The sequence below is a fragment of the Streptomyces sp. NPDC050164 genome (assembly GCF_044459945.1).
Classification (GTDB): Bacteria; Actinomycetota; Actinomycetes; order Streptomycetales; family Streptomycetaceae; genus Streptomyces; species Streptomyces coeruleorubidus_A.
The window spans coordinates 266,737-282,883 of the sequence record NZ_JBITJK010000005.1; the positions used below are offsets into that span (position 1 = coordinate 266,737).

At 71.7% G+C, this 16,147-nt stretch carries 17 protein-coding genes, 1 tRNA gene and 1 pseudogene; 9 read left to right on the forward strand and 10 right to left on the reverse strand.

All coding sequences use genetic code 11. The annotated features are described in order from the left end of the window. Window positions 1-37 precede the first annotated feature (37 nt). Genes ACIBNA_RS11100 through ACIBNA_RS11110 form a run of 3 tightly spaced genes read left to right on the forward strand, consistent with a single transcriptional unit; the run spans window position 38 to window position 2,972 of the window. The gene (locus ACIBNA_RS11100) at window positions 38-1,408 is read left to right on the forward strand and encodes an amidohydrolase family protein (RefSeq protein ID WP_399164924.1); all 1,371 of its coding nucleotides are present in this window, start codon (window positions 38-40) and stop codon (window positions 1,406-1,408) included. Next, complete coding sequence (locus ACIBNA_RS11105; RefSeq protein ID WP_399164925.1) at window positions 1,405-2,286, forward strand: cupin domain-containing protein; 882 nt, start codon at window positions 1,405-1,407, stop codon at window positions 2,284-2,286. The genes ACIBNA_RS11100 and ACIBNA_RS11105 overlap by 4 nt, the downstream gene beginning before the upstream one ends. Continuing rightward, window positions 2,283-2,972, forward strand: coding sequence for an SDR family oxidoreductase (locus ACIBNA_RS11110; RefSeq protein WP_399164926.1), 690 nt, complete (start codon window positions 2,283-2,285; stop codon window positions 2,970-2,972). Before ACIBNA_RS11105 ends, ACIBNA_RS11110 begins: the two co-directional genes overlap by 4 nt. 46 nt (window positions 2,973-3,018) lie before the next feature. On the opposite strand, the gene ACIBNA_RS11115 is transcribed toward ACIBNA_RS11110, so the two are convergent. From ACIBNA_RS11115 to ACIBNA_RS11130, 4 genes are read right to left on the reverse strand one after another with little or no spacing between them, the layout of a single operon-like run. Next, on the reverse strand, window positions 3,019-3,666 hold the full coding sequence (locus ACIBNA_RS11115; protein ID WP_399164927.1) for an endonuclease: 648 nt from the start codon (window positions 3,664-3,666) through the stop codon (window positions 3,019-3,021). Window positions 3,667-3,671: 5 nt separating this feature from the next. Further along, window positions 3,672-4,016: a DUF3140 domain-containing protein gene (locus tag ACIBNA_RS11120; protein WP_010044727.1), complete on the reverse strand. Its 345-nt coding sequence runs from the start codon at window positions 4,014-4,016 to the stop codon at window positions 3,672-3,674. A gap of 33 nt (window positions 4,017-4,049) precedes the next feature. Next, the gene (locus ACIBNA_RS11125; protein WP_399164928.1) at window positions 4,050-4,532 is read right to left on the reverse strand and encodes a Dps family protein; all 483 of its coding nucleotides are present in this window, start codon (window positions 4,530-4,532) and stop codon (window positions 4,050-4,052) included. Further along, entirely contained in the window at window positions 4,529-4,786 is a 258-nt protein-coding gene (locus tag ACIBNA_RS11130; protein ID WP_274821180.1) for a WhiB family transcriptional regulator, read from the reverse strand. The genes ACIBNA_RS11125 and ACIBNA_RS11130 overlap by 4 nt, the downstream gene beginning before the upstream one ends. Before the next feature lie 198 nt (window positions 4,787-4,984). Between ACIBNA_RS11130 and ACIBNA_RS11135 the strand changes: the two genes are divergently transcribed. Both ACIBNA_RS11135 and ACIBNA_RS11140 read left to right on the forward strand, forming a co-directional pair. Further along, entirely contained in the window at window positions 4,985-6,169 is a 1,185-nt protein-coding gene (locus ACIBNA_RS11135; RefSeq protein WP_399164929.1) for a thiolase family protein, read from the forward strand. A 68-nt stretch (window positions 6,170-6,237) separates the two neighbouring features. Beyond that, window positions 6,238-7,011, forward strand: a complete 774-nt coding sequence (locus tag ACIBNA_RS11140; RefSeq protein ID WP_399164930.1) for a sulfite exporter TauE/SafE family protein — start codon at window positions 6,238-6,240, stop codon at window positions 7,009-7,011. 29 nt (window positions 7,012-7,040) lie between these two features. On the opposite strand, the gene ACIBNA_RS11145 is transcribed toward ACIBNA_RS11140, so the two are convergent. The 4 genes and pseudogenes from ACIBNA_RS11145 to ACIBNA_RS11160 all read right to left on the reverse strand — a co-directional run bounded on the left by ACIBNA_RS11145 (window position 7,041) and on the right by ACIBNA_RS11160 (window position 11,025). Beyond that, the gene (locus tag ACIBNA_RS11145) at window positions 7,041-7,841 is read right to left on the reverse strand and encodes an HAD-IIA family hydrolase (RefSeq protein WP_399164931.1); all 801 of its coding nucleotides are present in this window, start codon (window positions 7,839-7,841) and stop codon (window positions 7,041-7,043) included. A 120-nt stretch (window positions 7,842-7,961) separates the two neighbouring features. Next, window positions 7,962-9,541, reverse strand: a pseudogene (locus tag ACIBNA_RS11150) (MFS transporter); the annotation flags it as partial. A 106-nt stretch (window positions 9,542-9,647) separates the two neighbouring features. Further along, the gene (cobF, locus tag ACIBNA_RS11155; RefSeq protein ID WP_399164932.1) at window positions 9,648-10,418 is read right to left on the reverse strand and encodes a precorrin-6A synthase (deacetylating); all 771 of its coding nucleotides are present in this window, start codon (window positions 10,416-10,418) and stop codon (window positions 9,648-9,650) included. 49 nt (window positions 10,419-10,467) lie between these two features. Continuing rightward, window positions 10,468-11,025 carry a DUF309 domain-containing protein gene (locus ACIBNA_RS11160; protein WP_399164933.1) on the reverse strand — a complete coding sequence of 186 codons (558 nt, stop codon included), beginning with the start codon at window positions 11,023-11,025 and terminating at the stop codon, window positions 10,468-10,470. 101 nt (window positions 11,026-11,126) lie between these two features. Here ACIBNA_RS11160 and ACIBNA_RS11165 point away from each other — a divergent pair. Next, window positions 11,127-11,200: transfer RNA gene (locus tag ACIBNA_RS11165), tRNA-Pro, on the forward strand. Window positions 11,201-11,268: 68 nt separating this feature from the next. Here ACIBNA_RS11165 and ACIBNA_RS11170 read toward each other — a convergent pair. After that, window positions 11,269-12,459 carry an FAD-dependent monooxygenase gene (locus tag ACIBNA_RS11170; protein ID WP_399164934.1) on the reverse strand — a complete coding sequence of 397 codons (1,191 nt, stop codon included), beginning with the start codon at window positions 12,457-12,459 and terminating at the stop codon, window positions 11,269-11,271. A 222-nt stretch (window positions 12,460-12,681) separates the two neighbouring features. Between ACIBNA_RS11170 and ACIBNA_RS11175 the strand changes: the two genes are divergently transcribed. From ACIBNA_RS11175 to ACIBNA_RS11185, 3 genes are all read left to right on the forward strand, one after another. Further along, window positions 12,682-13,344: an NUDIX domain-containing protein gene (locus tag ACIBNA_RS11175; RefSeq protein ID WP_399165034.1), complete on the forward strand. Its 663-nt coding sequence runs from the start codon at window positions 12,682-12,684 to the stop codon at window positions 13,342-13,344. A gap of 88 nt (window positions 13,345-13,432) precedes the next feature. Continuing rightward, window positions 13,433-14,416, forward strand: coding sequence for an aldo/keto reductase (locus tag ACIBNA_RS11180; protein WP_399164935.1), 984 nt, complete (start codon window positions 13,433-13,435; stop codon window positions 14,414-14,416). A gap of 59 nt (window positions 14,417-14,475) precedes the next feature. Then, window positions 14,476-15,285, forward strand: coding sequence for a DUF427 domain-containing protein (locus tag ACIBNA_RS11185; protein WP_399164936.1), 810 nt, complete (start codon window positions 14,476-14,478; stop codon window positions 15,283-15,285). Here the strand turns inward: ACIBNA_RS11185 and ACIBNA_RS11190 are convergent. Next, entirely contained in the window at window positions 15,257-16,039 is a 783-nt protein-coding gene (locus ACIBNA_RS11190) for a TetR/AcrR family transcriptional regulator (protein ID WP_399164937.1), read from the reverse strand. The two genes, ACIBNA_RS11185 and ACIBNA_RS11190, sit on opposite strands and share 29 nt — an antisense overlap. Window positions 16,040-16,147 lie beyond the last annotated feature (108 nt).

Here is a 16,147-nt window from a genome sequence, read left to right on the forward strand (position 1 = left end):
CCGTCCACGCACCGAACACCCCATGGGAGGAAGCGCGATGACCACCAGAACACTGCTGCGCTCCGGTCACGTGATCTCGATGGACCCCGCCGTCGGGGATCTGCCCCAGGGGGACGTCCTCGTCGAGGACGGCAGGATCGTGGACGTGCGGCCCGAGATCAGCGCCGACGCCGAGGTGCTCGACATGACCGGCCGCATCGTGATCCCCGGCTTCGTCGACACCCACCGCCACACCTGGGAGGCGCCGATCCGGGGCGTCGCCCCCGACGCCACCCTCGACGACTACTTCGTCGACATCCTCGACACCTTCGCGCCCCTGTACACCCCGGAGGACGTCTACGCGGCCAACCTCGCGGGCGCGCTGGAATGCCTCAACGCCGGTATCACCACCCTCGTCGACTGGTCGCACATCAACAACACCCCGGACCACCCGGACGCCGCGATCCAGGGCCTGGCGGAGTCCGGCATCCGGGCGCGGTACGCGTACGGCAGCGCCAACACCTCCCTCGCCGACTACTGGTTCGAGAGCAAGATCGCGATACCGGCCGACGACGTCCGGCGGATCCGCGCCCAGCACTTCGCGTCCGACGACGGCCTGCTGACCATGGCCCTCGCCACGCGCGGACCCGGTTTCTGCGTCAACGACGTCGTCGCCTCCGAGTGGGCCCTCGCCCGCGAACTCGGCATCCCGATCACCGTGCACGTGGCCATGGGGCGGCTGGCCGGCCGCTTCGGCATGGTCAAACAGCTGCACGGCATGGGGCTCCTGGGCCCGGACACCACTTACGTCCACTGCTGCTACCTCAGCGAGGAGGAGTGGCGGATGGTCGCCGACAGCGGTGGCACGGTGTCCATCGCACCGCAGGTGGAGGTCCAGATGGGGCACGGCTGGCCGCCCGTGATGCAGGCGATCGAGCACGGTCTGCGGCCGTCGCTCAGCATCGACGTCGTCACCACCGTGCCCGGCGACATGTTCACCCAGATCCGCGCGGCCTTCGGCGCCGAACGCGCCCGCGTCAACGCCGACTGCTGGCAGGCCAACATGCCGGTCCCCCGCACCATGCTGACAGCACGTCAGATGCTGGAGATCGCCACCGTCAACGGCGCCCACGTCGCGGGCCTGGAGGACCGTACCGGCTCCCTGACCCCCGGCAAGCGCGCGGACATCGTCGCGATCGACGCCACCGCGCTGAACGTCGCGCCCGTGCACGACGCGGCGGCCGCGGTGACCCTGTGCGCGGACGTGTCCAACGTGGACACCGTCCTCGTCGAGGGTGTGATCCACAAGCGCGACGGCAGGCTGCTCGCCGACACCGGGCGCGCGCTGCGGCTCGTCACACAGGCCCGGGACCGGCTCCTCGCGGCGAAGGAGGCCAAGGAGCCGAAGGGAGAGAGGGCCACGGCATGACGAATCATCTGGTGCGCCGTGCGGCCGATCCGCCAGAGCCGCCGTACGACGGCCTGGGCTTTTGGCGGCGGACGCTGGTCGGCGAGGACGACGGCAGTGTGCACACCGGCTTCGGCGCGTGCGCACTGCGACCGGACGGCCGTGTGCCCGCCCATGTGCACTCGTACGAGGAGAGCTTCCACGTCCTCGACGGGGCCGTGGTCCTCGATGTGCCCGAGGGCTCGTACCTGCTGCAGGAGGGTGACTACGGCCTGCTGCCGATCGGCGTCCCGCACGCCTGGCGCGGCGGCGGGGACACCGGCGGCCGCTGGGCGGACATGCTCGCCCCCGTGCCGCGGGCCCGCTACGGGTACGACACCCAGACGGTGCCTGACCTGCCCGCTCGCGAGCCCGTCCGGGTCGACGTCCGCGACCCGCGCACCCGCTCCTTCGGCCATGTCGAGCCCGGCCAGATGGATCCCGGCAAGCAGTCCCAGGACCTGCTGGCCGTCACGGCGAGCATGCGCACCGCGCTGCTGGTCTACAGCGGCATCACCGTGAAGATGATGGTCGACAGCGACCTGGGCGCGGTCGGCTCGACGATGTTCATGGTGCAGTACGCGTCCGACGGCGTCATCGGCACCCACGACCACCCCTTCGAGGAGACGTATCTGATCCTGGAGGGCGTGGCCGAGACCACCCTCGACGGCGAGCGGTACCGGCTGGAGCCCGGGGACCTCGCGTGGGCGGGCGCCGGCTGTGTGCATGGGTTCGTGAACGCTGGGCAGGGGCCCCTGCGGTGGCTGGAGACGCAGGCGCCGCAGCCACCGCCGCGGCACTCGTACCGGTTCACCAGGGACTGGGACTATCTGCGCCAGATGCTTGAGGAGGGGTCATGAGCAGTGTCCTTGTCGTCGGCGGCACGTCGGGCATCGGCCTCGCGTTCGCCCGGGCCCGCGCCGAGCAGGGGGACGAGGTAATCCTGACCAGCCGCGACGCCCACCGCGCCGACCTGATCGCCAAGGAGTTCGGCGCCCGGGGAATCGCCCTCGACCTGGCGCGACCACTGGAGATCGCGGCGGCACTGGCCGACGTGGGACGCGTCGACCATCTGGTGCTCGCGGGCGTCTCCCGGGACGACAACAAGGTCAGCGAGTACGACATCGACGCCGCCCTGCGGCTGGTCACCCTCAAGCTCGTCGGCTACACCGAGGTCGTGCACACGCTGCGGACCCGGCTGCACGACGACAGCGCCATCGTGCTCTTCGGCGGACAGGCCAAGGAACGCCCCTACCCGGGGGCGACGACGGTGGCGACGGTCAACGCGGGCGTGCGGGGCCTGATGAACTCCCTGGCCGTCGAACTCGCTCCCGTCCGGGTCAGCGTCGTGCATCCCGGCGTCGTCGGCGACAGCCCGTACTGGCAGGCCAAACCGGAGAAGGTGCTCGAGGTGCTGCGCACCGAGACGCCCACCGGGCGGCTGGCCACGATGGCGGACGTGGTGGACGCGGTCGACTTCCTGCTGCGCAACCGGTCGGTCAACGCGGTGGAACTGACCGTGGACGGGGGCTGGTTGCTGGGGTGAGTGTCGGGCCCGGGACGGTCACCCGGCAGTGCCGGGCCCGGGACGGTCACCCGGTGCGCCGCAGCGTCTCCTCGATCACGTCCTTGTCCACCGCCGCCCGCACCAGCGCCGCGGCGAGGACGGCCGGGTCGGTCCGCCCGGCCAGTTCGGTGAGACGGTCCGGGTCCTTCGGCAGCTGCAGCCGCTCGGCGCCCTGGAGGGCCTTGGCGTCGAGGTAGGGGGCGGCCTCCGGCCACACACCCTGTGCCTCGCGAAGGAAGATGTCGGCGCCGGCCGGGCCGATCCCGGGGAACTCCTGGAGCAGATGGCGCAGTTCGGACACCTTGCCGTCCGCCTCCCGGCGAAGTCGCCGCAGGTCCCCGCCCCACCGCTCGTTCAACAGCTCGGCCGCTTCGCCCAGCTGGGTCGCCGTGCGCTCGTCGTAGCGCCGGTAGCCGCCCCGGCCGAGCGCGTCCACCCGCTCCTGCCAGTCGGCCTGCGCCATGCGACGCGGGTCGCGCAGCCCCGCCTCGTGCAGGGCACGGGCGGTGGCCAGCGCTACCGAGGCGCGGATGCGGGCACTGAGCAGATGGGCCAGCACCAGCAGCCGGTACAGCGGCTGCGGGGTGTCCTTCAGCCGGATGCCCGCCTCATCCGCGTACGTCCGGCCGTGCGCGTCGAGGAGTTCGCGTACGACACGCTTGTGCCGATCCACGGCTCCTACCCCTTGAGCGGATCGTGGCCGACCGTCATCAGCCGGCGCCGGCGGCGCGTGTCCTCGGCCGTCACCTCGGGCTCCGGCTCGTTCTCCACGTCCACCTGCGAGGTGACCGTGTCCACGACCTTCCGCATCACGCGCAGGTCGTCCTCGGTCAGGTCGGTGCGCCGCTTCTGCAGGATCGCCAGGACGTGCTGTCCGGTCTGCGTACCCGCCTGATCGGGCAGCGGTTCCGCGTCCTCGTCGGCGTCCCGCATCCGCAGCCAGGCCGCGAGCTCCTGCGAGGTCATGTTCACCACGCGGTGGAAGTCCTCCCACAGCGCGTCGAGTTCAAGGGCGTCGGTCATCACATGCCCCTTCCGTACGTACGTGCGCGCCGGTCAGCCCTCACGGGGGAAGTTCTCGGCGTCGAACATCCACCGCTGCTTCTCCAGCTCGGCGGTGATGCTGATCAGCAGGTCCTGGGTGACCAGGTCGGCCTTCTCGGTCGCGTCGATGCGCTCGCGCAGCCGGCCGATGGCGTCCTGGAGGGACTCCACCATCACCTGCACGGCGTCCGAGTCGCGCACCCAGCCCTCCTTGGGGGCGGGCAGGGTGAAGGTCTTGGCGATGGTCTCGGGCCGGCCGTCCGGCGGGACGCCGAGCGCCGCGGACCGCTCCGCCACCGTGTCGGCGAAGTTCCGCGCGGCCGAGACCACCTCGTCGAGCTGGAGGTGGATCGACCGGAACCGCGGTCCGACGATGTTCCAGTGCGCCTGCTTTCCGATCAGCGAGAGTCCGAGCAGATCCACCAGCGTGTCCTGGAGTGCCTCGCACGAGACCCGGCCGGCCTCGTCGGGCAGTGTGCTGCGCACAGCCGTCATAGGGCGCTTCTCCTTCTCGCGTCGTGCGTCGTGTTCCGGAGCAGTGCGTCGCGCTCCTCCTCGCAGGTCCCGCCCCACACGCCCGCGGCCTGACCACTGCTCAGCGCGAAGCTCAGGCACTGGTCGGTCACCGGGCAGCGCGCGCAGATCCGCTTCGCGGCCGCGACGTCCCGCAGGGCCGGACCTGCCGTGCCCACGGGGAAGAACAACTCGGGGTCCTCGTCCACGCAGGCGGCGCTCCGCAACCACTCCATGAACGCGCGGGTGCCCAGGGCGCACTGGTGCAAACGCGACGCGCGACGGACGCGGGCGGTCCCGGAACGGCGACCTGGCCTGCGACAACGCCCTCCTGGACCTTCGGGACCCGCAGAAATCTTCTCAGGCGGCGGCCGAGGGTCTAATATTCGAAACTAGCGGTGCTAATTAATCTGCGGTGTGTGAGGAGTCCTCCCGTGCGTCCCGTCCACTTCGCGGCCGCCCGCCGCACCCCCATCGGCAAGCTGCGCGGCTCCCTGTCGCCGGTACGGCCCGACGACCTCGCCGCGACCGTCGTCCGCGCCCTGGTCGGCGAGGTGCCCGCGCTGGACCCGGCCCGCGTCGACGACGTCTACTGGGGCGCCGCCAACCAGGCCGGCGAGGACAACCGCAACGTCGCCCGCATGGCCGCGCTGCTGGCCGGCCTCCCCGAGTCCGTGCCCGGCGCCACCGTCAACCGGCTCTGCGCCTCGGGCCTGGAGGCCGTGACCACGGCAGCCCGCACCATCGCCGCCGGCGAGGCCGACATCGTGATCGCGGGCGGCTCCGAGTCGATGAGCCGCGCCCCCTTCGTCCTGCCCCGCCCCGACGAGGCCCTGCCGCACCGCATCGAGACCGTGGACACCCGCCTCGGCTGGCGCCTGGTCAACCCCGCGATGCGCGACCTGCACGGCCTGCTCTCCATGGGCGAGACGGCGGAGGAGGTCGCCGCGCGCTACGGCATCCCGCGCGAACGCCAGGACGAATTCGCCCTGCGCAGCCACCAACGGGCCGCTCTGGCCCGCGGATACGGCCACTTCGACGACGAACTCCTGCCCGTGGAACGCCCCGACGGAGTGGTCGTCGACAGCGACGAGTGCGTACGCGAGGACACGTCGTACGAGAAGCTGGCCCGGCTGAAGCCGGTCTTCCGGGAAGGCGGCACGGTCACCGCGGGCAACGCCTCGCCGATGAACGACGGCGCCGCCGGACTGCTCCTGGTCAGCGAGGAGGCCCTGAACGAGCTGGGCCTGGAGTCCCTGGGCCGCTACGTCGCCGGAACCTCGGCGGGCGTCCACCCCGACGTCATGGGCATCGGCCCGGTCCCCGCCACCCGCAAGGCACTGACCCGGGCCGGCTGGAGCATCGGCGACCTGGAGGAGGCCGAGTTCAACGAGGCCTTCGCGGCCCAGGCCCTGGCCTGCGTGGACCAGCTCGGCATCGACCCCGAGCTGGTCAACCCGAGCGGCGGAGCCATCGCACTCGGCCACCCGCTGGGCTGCTCCGGTGCCCGCATCCTGACGACGCTGCTCCACCGGATGCGGCGAACGGGGGCGGGGCGGGGGCTGGCGACGATGTGTGTGGGGGTCGGGCAGGGGAGTGCCGTACTCGTCGAACGGTAGGTACTCGGGCCCACCAGGCGAGACGCCGCTACCCGCACCGGTTCGTTGCACATAGCATCAGTGTTCGCATGAACACCATGACGCTCTGGCACATCACCGGCTGGGAGTTCGCCGCGCTCGCTTTCGCGGCCCTGCTCGTCGGCTTCTCGAAGACCGCCGTGAGCGGGGCCAACACGGTCAGCCTCGCCATCTTCGCCGCGGTGCTGCCCGCCCGCGCCTCCACCGGCGTGCTGCTGCCGATCCTGATCGCCGGGGACCTGCTCGCCGTCGCCACCTACCGGCGGCACGCCCACTGGCCCACGCTGTGGCGGCTGTTCCCGGCGGTCGCCGCGGGCGTCGTCGTCGGCACGGTGTTCCTGGTGTGGGCGGACGACGCGATCGTACGGACCTCGATCGGCGCGATCCTGCTGCTGATGGCCGCGGTGACGGTCTGGCGCAGGCGCACGGCGGAAGCGGAGCAGGAGCCGGAGACGGTCACCACCCGGGCGGGCCGTCTCAAGGCCCGCTCCTACGGCGTACTCGGCGGCTTCACCACCATGGTCGCCAACGCGGGCGGCCCGGTGATGTCGATGTACCTGCTGTCCGCCGGCTTCCGCAAGCTCGGCTTCCTCGGCACGTCGGCCTTCTTCTTCCTGATCGTCAACGTCTCCAAGCTGCCCTTCAGCGCCGGCCTCGGCCTGATCGACGGCCGCTCCCTGCTCCTCGACCTGGCACTCGTGGCGTTCGTCGTGCCCGGCGCGCTGTTCGGCAAGTGGGCGGTCAACAAGATCAACCAGCGGTTGTTCGAACAGCTGGTCATCGCGGCGACGGTCGTGGGCGGACTGCAGCTGCTGCTGCGCTGACGCGTCACTGCCGCCGAGCCGACCCGCAACTACCGCTGTGCCGAACCCCGCAGCAGCGCCGGAAGGTCCGCGAACGACTCGATCACGTGGTCGGGCGTGCCGTCGGCGGCCCGGAGCACCTCCGGCTGGAACTTGCCGGTCCGGACGAGGACCCCGGTGATCCCGGCCCGCTGCGCCGCGAGCACGTCGGACTCGACGTCGTCGCCCACCATCACGGCCTCGTCCGCGCCGGCGCCCAGCCGGGCGAGCGCCGCCTCGAAGAACGCCCGGGCCGGTTTCCCGGTGATCTCGGCCTCCACCCGGGCGGCCTGCTCCAGCCCGGCCAGGAACGCACCCGAGTCCAGCCGCAGCCCCTCGGCCGTACGCCAGTACAGATTGCGGTGCATCGCCACCAGCCGTGCCCCGCGCTGCAGATGCCCGAAGGCCCGGTCGAGCGCCGCGTAGCCGAACTCCGGGCCGGCCCCGCCGACCAGCACGACATCCGGCACGGTGGCGGAGTCCGCCGCGTCGACGACGGTCACACCGTCGAGGTCCTCCGCGATGTCGCCGCTGTTCAGCAGGGCGCACCGGGCGCCGGGACAGTGCTCGGCGAGGTGGGCGGCGGTGGCGGCGGGCGCGGTCAGGATGTCCTCGGCGGACACCGGGAACCCCGCGTCCGCGAGCGTCCCGGCGATCGACGCCCGCGTGCGGGACGTCGTGTTCGTGACCAGCAGCACGGCGAACCCGGCATCCCGGATCTCCCGCAACGCCCCGACGGCCCCCGGCAAGGGCCGCCACGAGACGGTCAGCACCCCGTCGATGTCGACGAGCACGGCACGTACGGACTCCATGCCTGGACGATAACCACGGTGAGCCGCGTCCGCCGGTCGGTGTCCGGGCAGGGCAGCAGCCGCCCGTCATGCCGTGCTGGTCGCCATGACCTTCGCCGGCCTGCCCGGCAGACCGTGGCGCCCCTCGTCGACCATCCGCTCGAAGACCGGCAGCAACACCTCGGGCGGCATCCGGCGCCGCGCGGGGATCAGCCCGAGACCGGCATGACCGACCATCCGCGTGAACAGCTCGACCTGTATCACCGCCCAGGCACCCGACACATCCAGCCGGGTGTCCGACTCCAGGGTGATCCGGCGCGCGGTGTCCAGGTGCGTACTGCCGATGATCTTGCCGACGGCGGCCTCCAGCACCCGCTGGGAGTCCGCGCCGCTCGGCGAGGCGAAACCCTCGCCCCTGTCGGTCGACCCCGTCCGCGCGGTGCCGCGCAGCCGGACCTGCTTGAGGAACAGGGCGACGAGGAATCCCAGTGCGGCGATCGGCACCGTCCACAGGAACACCGTCTGGAGGGTGTCGGCGTAGGCGTCGACGATCGGGGCGGCCGTGGCCGGCGGCAGCTCGTGCACGCCGTACGGGCTGGTCGCCGCCCTGGCGACGGTGCCCGGCTCCACGCCACCGGTCTGCGCCGCCCGCGCCACGCCCTCGCGGAGGTTGGGCGCCAGCGCGTTGGTGTAGATCGTGCCGAAGACGGCCGTGCCGAACGAACTGCCCAGCGTGCGGAAGAAGGTCACCCCGGAGGCCGCCGTGCCCAGGTCGGCGTAGTCGACGGTGTTCTGCACCGCGATCGTCAGCACCTGCATGCACAGGCCGATGCCGGTGCCCATGACGAACATGTACAGGGACTCCAGCCACGAGCCGGTGTCCGGCCCCATGAGGGACATCAGGAACAGACCGGCGCCCATCACCAGCGCGCCGACGACAGGAACACTCGATACCGCCCGGTCCTGCTGACGACGCCGCCGCTGAAGACCGACGCGATGAGCAGCCCGGCCACCATCGGCAGCGTCCGCACGCCGGACACCGTGGCCGAGTCACCGTCGACGTACTGGAGATACGTCGGCAGATACGTCAGCGCGCCGAGCATCGCGAAGCCGACGATGAAGCTCAGCACCGAGCAGACGGTGAACACCGGGTTGGCGAACAACCGTATGGGCAGCGTCGGTTCGCGCGCCCGGGTCTCCACCCGGCAGAACAGGCCGAGCGCGACCATACTGCCCACAAACAGCGCGATGATCACGCCCGAGCCCCACGCGTACTCGTTGCCGCCCCAACTCGTCGCCAGGATCAGCGCGCTGGCGCCGGCCGCGACGAGCGCGATGCCCAGGTAGTCGATGACCGGCCGGGAGACCGACTTCACGACCGGGATGGTGCGGGCGGCCGCCGCGACGACGACGATCGCGATGGGGACGTTGACGTAGAACGCCCACCGCCACGTCAGATGGTCGGTGAACAGCCCGCCGAGCAGCGGCCCGATGACGGTGGACACACCGAACACCGCGCCGATCGCGCCCTGGTACATGCCACGCTCGCGCAGCGGGATCACATCGGCGATCAGCGCCATCGACGTGACCATCAGCCCGCCGGCGCCGACGCCCGGCATGGCCCGCCAGGCGATCAGCAGCGACATGTTGGTGGCCGGACCGCACAGGAACGAGCCCGTGATGAACACGATGGCCGAGACCTGGAAGACCACCTTGCGGCCGAGTGCGCGCGCCCTCGGGCAGCACGGCCTGGCGGTCGCACCTGTGGACTACGTGCGCATGCCAGAACGTCCGCACGGGTGCCCGGTGATGTGCACCCCAGTCGTGTCAGTCGCGGGGGCGCCGGCGCAGCAGATACGTGTCCATGACCCAGCCCTTGCGCTCGCGGGCCTCGGCACGCAACCGCTCGATGCGGGGCGCGGCCTCGGCGATCGGTCCGGAGACGAGGATCTCGTCCGGGGTGCCGATGTAAGCCCCCCAGTAGATGTCGACATCGTCCTGCACGTACCGCCGGAAGGCCCGCTGGGCGTCCAGCATCACCACCACGTCGTCCACGCCCTCCGGGAAGCCCTCCGCGAGTCGCCGCCCGGTGGTGATCTGCACGGGCCGGGCGACCCGGCTGAGCCCCGTCCGGTGCCGGGCGGCGAGCGCCGAGACGCTGGAGACGCCCGGCACGACGTCGTACTCGAACACCACCACGCCCCGCTCCAGCACCTCCTCCAGGATCCCCAGCGTGCTGTCGTACAGCGCGGGATCGCCCCACACCAGGAACGCGCCGGTCTCCTCCGCGCCGAGCTCCTCGCCGATCAGCCGCTCGTAGATGCGGGCGCGGGCGCTGCGCCAGTCCCCGACGGCGGGGGAGTAGGCCGCACCGCCGGCGGTCCGGTCCCGCTCCGGGTCGCGGGCCTCGACGACCCGGTACGTCCCGTCCGGTATGTGCGCGTCGAGCATGTCCCGGCGCAGCCGGGTGAGGTCGGCCGTCACCTCGCCCTTGTCCAGGACGAAGAACACGTCCGTGCTCCGCAGCGCCCGGACCGCCTGGAGGGTCAGCTGGTCGGGGTCGCCCGCGCCGATACCGATGACATGAATCTTCCGCACGGCGACGAGTGTGCCGCACACCACCGACAACGTTCCGGCGCGTCCCAGGTCAACGCGGTGCGTCCGCTCCCCGCAGCCGGGGCGCCCGCGCCCCCGCGTCCACGGCCCGGCCGCTGTCCTCCACGTCCTGGGCCAGCTGCCGGGCCCAGGCGGAGACTCCCGCGACATCGATCCCGTACGGCCGTGACCGCCCCGAGCCCGACACCCACGCCCCGGCCGCCCCGGCGCCGCGCCGCAACAGTCGCACCCCGCCGGTGAGGTTCCCCCGGGCGGCGTGCGTGAGCCCCACGGCCAGCTGGGCGAGTCCGCGCCACAGCTCTCGCTCCTCCTCGGGCCCCGACTTCCAGGCGTCCTCGAAGACCTCGTGCGCGTGGAACGGCTTCCCCTCGTCCAGCAGCCGCTGCGCCTCGGCGACGGTCTCCTCCGGGGTGCGGACGACGCCCTCGGGCTGTCGGGGCACACCGTCCTCGCCGTACGGCAGGGGTCGCCCGAGTCCGTCCCGCGGCCGGGCGTTCCTCGCCCGCCCCTCACTGTCGCGGTCTCGCTCCCCGACCGGCCGGCCGTCGGACGTGCTGCCCGCGCTTTCCGTACTCCCTGTACTGCCCATACGCCGATTGTCCCGCGCCACTGCCCGTTTTCTGCACGGCCCGGGGTGTGGGGTAGAGTGCTGTTCGCGCGCTTACGCGGTTTCACCGCGCGTGAGCGCACCGGGACGTGGCGCAGCTTGGTAGCGCACTTGACTGGGGGTCAAGGGGTCGCAGGTTCAAATCCTGTCGTCCCGACGGTGCGGAAGGCCGCCGCAGGCAGATGCCTGCGGGGGCCTTTTTCTGTGGGCCGGTGGCGAAGGTGATCACGGCAACCGGTGTCCGTAGAGCCAGTCCAGCCGGCGGTGGTACCGGCGGGGTGCCAGTTTCCCGAGGAGCCACAGGGGAAGGTAGGCGAAGCTGTTTCCCTGGTGGAACCGCTGCCCGTTCTGGCGTGATCCGGCCTGGACGCGTGCGGTGCGCGGTCGCCGCGTCGCGGAGTAGGAGAGCAGCGCCCGGGGCACGTCGTCGGTGCCCTCGAGCCGGTGGGCGAGAACCCGTGCGTCCTCGATGGCCATGGTGGCGCCCTGGGCCAGGTAGGGCAGCATGGGATGGCACGCGTCACCGAGGAGCGCGACGCGTCCGTCGGCCCAGGTCTCGAGGGGCTCGCGGTCGAACAACGCCCAGCGGTAGTGGGCGTCGGCCTCCCGGATGGTGGTGGTGACCGTGGGGTGCCAGCCCTCGAAATCGGCCAGCGCCTCCTGTCGTGTGCCGCGCTCGGTCCAGGACTCTCCCCGCCACTCGTCGCGCTCCACGACCGCCACGAGATTGGCCAGTGCCCCGCCCCGGAGCCGGTAGGTGATCGCGTGACGCCGGTCGCCCACCCAGAGGCACGCGGTGGGCGGGGGCACGTCAGGCCCCAGACGCTCGATCGGGACGGTGACCCGCCAGGCGACATGGCCGGTGAACCGGGGCTCGCCGGCACCCAGCATCTGACTGCGGATCACCGAGTGGATGCCGTCGGCACCGACGAGCAGGCTGCCGCTGACGCGCCGGCCCGAGTCGAGCAGTGCCGTGACCTCCTCGGGGCTCTGCTTGTAGCTCTTCACCGCCGACCCGGTGTGGATCGTGATGTCCAGGCCGCTGCCGACCGTCCCGGTGAGGAGGGCGTCGATCAGGTCCGCACGGTGGACGTGCAGATAGGGGGCGCCCCACCGCCGTACGGCGGTCTCGGCGAGCTCGATGCGGAACACGTGCCGACCGGAACGGCCGAGTCGCATTTCGACGGCCCCGGGACGGAACGTCGTGGGCAGCAGTTCGTCCAGCACGCCGAGGGACCTCAGCACGCTCACCCCGTTGGGGCTGAGCTGGATGCCCGCGCCGATCTCCGCGATGGCCGCCGCCTGCTCCAGCACGGTCACGCGCCGCCCGGCACGGCCGAGGGCGAGCGCGGTGGCCAGTCCGCCGATACCGGCGCCGACGACGAGCGCGTCTCCGGTACTCCGGCCGGTTTCCATGCGTCCTCCCCCGTGAGGCGAATCGGAGCGCCGTGGCCCACAGGCCTGCCCGCAGGAGCCGCGACACCGGCCTCCCACTGTCTCCCGACTCACCGGGCGACGGACAGTCGCAGACGCGTCAGACCCCCATAGTCGATCCGGAACGTGCGGCACCGGGCAGACCCGGATGGTAGAAGCGGGCATGACCACTTCGCCCTTCTCCTCCCGCCCGGCCGGCGCCCGATGATCGCCGGTATCGACACCCCCGACCGCAGGGGCCGCACCGGACTCGACCGGACCGGCCGGGACCTGACCGGCAACCCCCGCGTCAAAGTGCGGGACGTGAAGCTCCTGTCCAGCCACTGGTACGTCGAGCGGACCACGACCTTCGACTTCCGGCACGCCGACGGCACCTGGAGCACCCAGGAACGCGAGACGCACGACCGCGGCAACGGGGCCACCATGCTGCTGTACGACACCGAACGCGAAACCGTGCTGCTCACCCGTCAGTTCCGCTTCCCCGTGTACGTCAACGGGCACCCCGACGGCATGCTCGTGGAGACGCCGGGCGGCCTGCTCGACGACGATGACGAGCACCCGGAGATCGCGGTGCGGCGCGAGGTCGTGGAGGAGACCGGCCACACCATCGGCGAGGTCCGGCACGTCTTCGACGTCTACATGAGCCCCGGCTCGGTCACCGAACGCGTCAGCTTCTACGCCGCCGCCTACGGCCCCTCGACCCACACCCATGAAGGCGGGGGTCTGGACGAGGAGGGCGAGGACATCGAGATCCTCGAACTGCCCTTCCGGCGGGCCCTGGAAATGATCCGCACCGGGGAGATCGCCGACGCGAAGACCATCATGCTGCTGCAGTGGGCTGCACTGGAGGGGCCGTTCGCCAACTGACCTTCCCGGCCCTTGACTTGAAGTGCGCTTCAAGGTGAAGGCTCCCGTTCGTGCCCCGAACCCCGGGGCGCGCACGGGAGGAGCAGCCATGAAGTACCGCACGATCGGGACGGATCCGCAGACCCGCCGCGAGGTGAGCGTGCTCGCGCTCGGCGCGATGCTGTTCGGCTCGGTGACGGACGAGAAGACGTCCTTCGCCGTGCTCGACCGCTACGTCGAGGCCGGCGGCACCTTCATCGACACGTCCGACAACTACGCCTTCTGGGTCGACGGGAGCCAGGGCGGCCAGAGCGAGGAACTGCTCGGCCGCTGGCGGCGCAGCCGGGGCATCGGCGACGAGATCGTCATCGCGACCAAGCTCGGCGCCCGCCCCCTGGCCCCGGGCACCAGCTACGTCGACAACCCCGAGGGCCTGTCCGCGAAGGTGATCCGCGAGTCGGCCGAGCGGAGCCGGGAACGGCTCGGGGTGGAGAAGCTGGACCTGCTGTACGCCCACATCGAGGACCGCAAGGTCCCCCTCCAGGAGACCGTCGAGGGCTTCGCCGAACTGGTCGTTGAGGGCACGGTCGGTCTTCTCGGCGTCAGCAATCACGCGACCTGGCGGGTCGAGCGGGCCCGCGCGCTCGCCGCCGCGGCGGGACTGCCCGGCTACGAGGTGCTCCAGTACGCCCACAGCCACCTGCGGCCCCGCACCGACGTCCCCGATGACCTGTTCCCCGACGGCAGCCTCGGCCCCGCCGGGCCCGATCTGCTGGCCTACCTGCGGGCCGAGCCCGGACTGACCCTGGTCGCCTACTCGCCGCTGCTGAAGGGCGCCTACACGCACTCCGACAGGCTGCCCCGGGACTTCGGCCACCCGGGCACCCCGGCGCGTCTGGAGGTCCTGCGGGAGGTCGCCCAGGAGACGGGGGCCACCGTCAACCAGGTCGTCCTGGCCTGGCAGATCGGCGGCGAGCTGCCGGTCGTCCCGCTAGTCGGGGCGTCGTCCGTGGCGCAGCTGGAGGAGAACCTGGCCGCCGTCGACCTGGAGCTGACCTCCGAGCAGCGGGCCCGGCTCGACTCCGTCCACTGACCGCGCTGGTCGCAGGACCGCGCAGTAGGCTCCGGAGAGGAGCGGAAGGAGAATGGGCCATGCCTCTGTTCCCCACCGAGCGGTCGGTCCGTGCGACCCCCGAAGGCCTTCTGTGGGAGCCCAGCGAGCGCTGGGTGCGGGGCCGCAAGGGTGATGTCACCGTCGTCGACAGCCGGCACCCCGTCCTGGTCTGGGAGCGCGATGCGCCGGTCCCGCTGTACGCGTTCCCGCGCGAGGAGGTCCGCACTGACCTCCTCCGCCCGGCGAAGAACCCGCCCACCGGCAGGCACACCGGATCGCGAATCTTCTACGACCTCGAGTTCGACGGCGATCTGCTGGAGAACGCGGCCTGGACGTTCCCGGCCGACGATCTGGCCGACCACATCGCCTTCGAGTGGTTCCGGCGCACCGGCATGGGCCTCGACCAGTGGTACGAGGAGGAGGAAGAGATCTTCATCCACCCTCGGGACCCGCACAAACGCGTGGACGTCCTGCCCGGCAGCCGCCACGTCCGGGTCGGGATCGACGGCAGGGTCGTCGCCGATACCCACCGTCCGGTGCTGCTGTTCGAGACCGGCCTGCCGACCCGGTACTACATCCCCCGCGAGGATGTCCGCCTCGACCTGTTCGAACCCACCGATCACAGCACCGGATGCCCGTACAAGGGCACGGCCCGGTACTGGTCCCTGCGTGGCGGGGCCGTCGCACCGCCCAACATCGTCTGGAGCTATCCGGACCCGCTGCCCGCGGTGGCCGCGATCAAGGGGCGGCTCGCCTTCTTCAACGAGGCGGTCGACATCTCCGTGGACGGCGAGCCACTGGAGCGCCCCGTCACGCCCTTCAGCCGGATGCTGCGTCCGCGGGCCTGACGGTCTGCTCCCTCCGGGCGAACCGGTCGAGGAGCGCGTCCAGTCCGGCCGTCAGACCCTCCGGACCGCCCCGGTCGGCGAGCGCGGTGGCGGTCTCCCGGAGTGTGGGCAGTTCCTGCGGTGACAGGCGGTGCAGGCCGAGGCGGAAGGCGGGGTCGGGCTCGTCGGGGTTGTCCACCATGGGCCGCAGTTCCACGGAGACGTAGCCGAGCAGCCAGGCGGTGAAGGCGCGGAACACGGCGGAGGCGAGCGCCTCGTCGAACCCCGCCTCCTTCAGCAGGGCGAGCACGTGCTCGTGGTCCCTGAGGACGGCGGCCGGCCGCCGCGCCAGCGGCACCGCGAGCATGCGCGTGGCGAGCAGCGGGACCGCCTCGGGGTGGGCCAGGCAGATGTCGTAGGTCGCCAGCGCGATGCGGTGGAGCCGGGCGCGCCACGCGGGCACCTCGGCCGTGGCGGCGGGATCGGGCTCGGCGGCCAGACGCTCCTCGAGTTCGAGGTAGAGGGCCTCGACCAGTCCGTCCAGGAGTGCGTCCTTGCTCGCCGCGTACCGGTAGAGCGCCATCGCCTCCACGCCGAGCTCGGCGCCCAGCCGGCGCATGCTCAGCGCGCTCAGGCCCTCCCGGTCCACCAGTTCCAGGGCGCTGGCCAATACCCGCTCCCGGCTCAGCCGGCCGTAGCGGCCGCGATCGCTCGCGCGACGCGCCGGGTTGTCCCCCGGGTCCTTCCGTCGCGCCGCGGCCTGTTCCTTGGCCATGCGTTTCCTCCAGCGGTCGAACCGAGCGGTGTTCGTTCTCCTGTTGACTCTACGCACGGAGGGGCGCAATCTGTACGTATACGTCGTAAATATACGCGATAGGGGCGC

Coding starts and splice junctions, on each gene's coding strand:
- ACIBNA_RS11100 (WP_399164924.1), top strand. CDS start 38: ATGACCACCAGAACACTGCTGCGCTCCGGTCACGTGATCTCGATGGAC.
- ACIBNA_RS11105 (WP_399164925.1), top strand. CDS start 1,405: ATGACGAATCATCTGGTGCGCCGTGCGGCCGATCCGCCAGAGCCGCCG.
- ACIBNA_RS11110 (WP_399164926.1), top strand. CDS start 2,283: ATGAGCAGTGTCCTTGTCGTCGGCGGCACGTCGGGCATCGGCCTCGCG.
- ACIBNA_RS11120 (WP_010044727.1), bottom strand. CDS start 4,016: ATGACCGACGCCCTTGAACTCGACGCGCTGTGGGAGGACTTCCACCGC.
- ACIBNA_RS11125 (WP_399164928.1), bottom strand. CDS start 4,532: ATGACGGCTGTGCGCAGCACACTGCCCGACGAGGCCGGCCGGGTCTCG.
- ACIBNA_RS11130 (WP_274821180.1), bottom strand. CDS start 4,786: ATGGAGTGGTTGCGGAGCGCCGCCTGCGTGGACGAGGACCCCGAGTTG.
- ACIBNA_RS11140 (WP_399164930.1), top strand. CDS start 6,238: ATGAACACCATGACGCTCTGGCACATCACCGGCTGGGAGTTCGCCGCG.
- ACIBNA_RS11145 (WP_399164931.1), bottom strand. CDS start 7,841: ATGGAGTCCGTACGTGCCGTGCTCGTCGACATCGACGGGGTGCTGACC.
- ACIBNA_RS11160 (WP_399164933.1), bottom strand. CDS start 11,025: ATGGGCAGTACAGGGAGTACGGAAAGCGCGGGCAGCACGTCCGACGGC.
- ACIBNA_RS11170 (WP_399164934.1), bottom strand. CDS start 12,459: ATGGAAACCGGCCGGAGTACCGGAGACGCGCTCGTCGTCGGCGCCGGT.
- ACIBNA_RS11175 (WP_399165034.1), top strand. CDS start 12,682: ATGATCGCCGGTATCGACACCCCCGACCGCAGGGGCCGCACCGGACTC.
- ACIBNA_RS11180 (WP_399164935.1), top strand. CDS start 13,433: ATGAAGTACCGCACGATCGGGACGGATCCGCAGACCCGCCGCGAGGTG.
- ACIBNA_RS11185 (WP_399164936.1), top strand. CDS start 14,476: ATGCCTCTGTTCCCCACCGAGCGGTCGGTCCGTGCGACCCCCGAAGGC.
- ACIBNA_RS11190 (WP_399164937.1), bottom strand. CDS start 16,039: ATGGCCAAGGAACAGGCCGCGGCGCGACGGAAGGACCCGGGGGACAAC.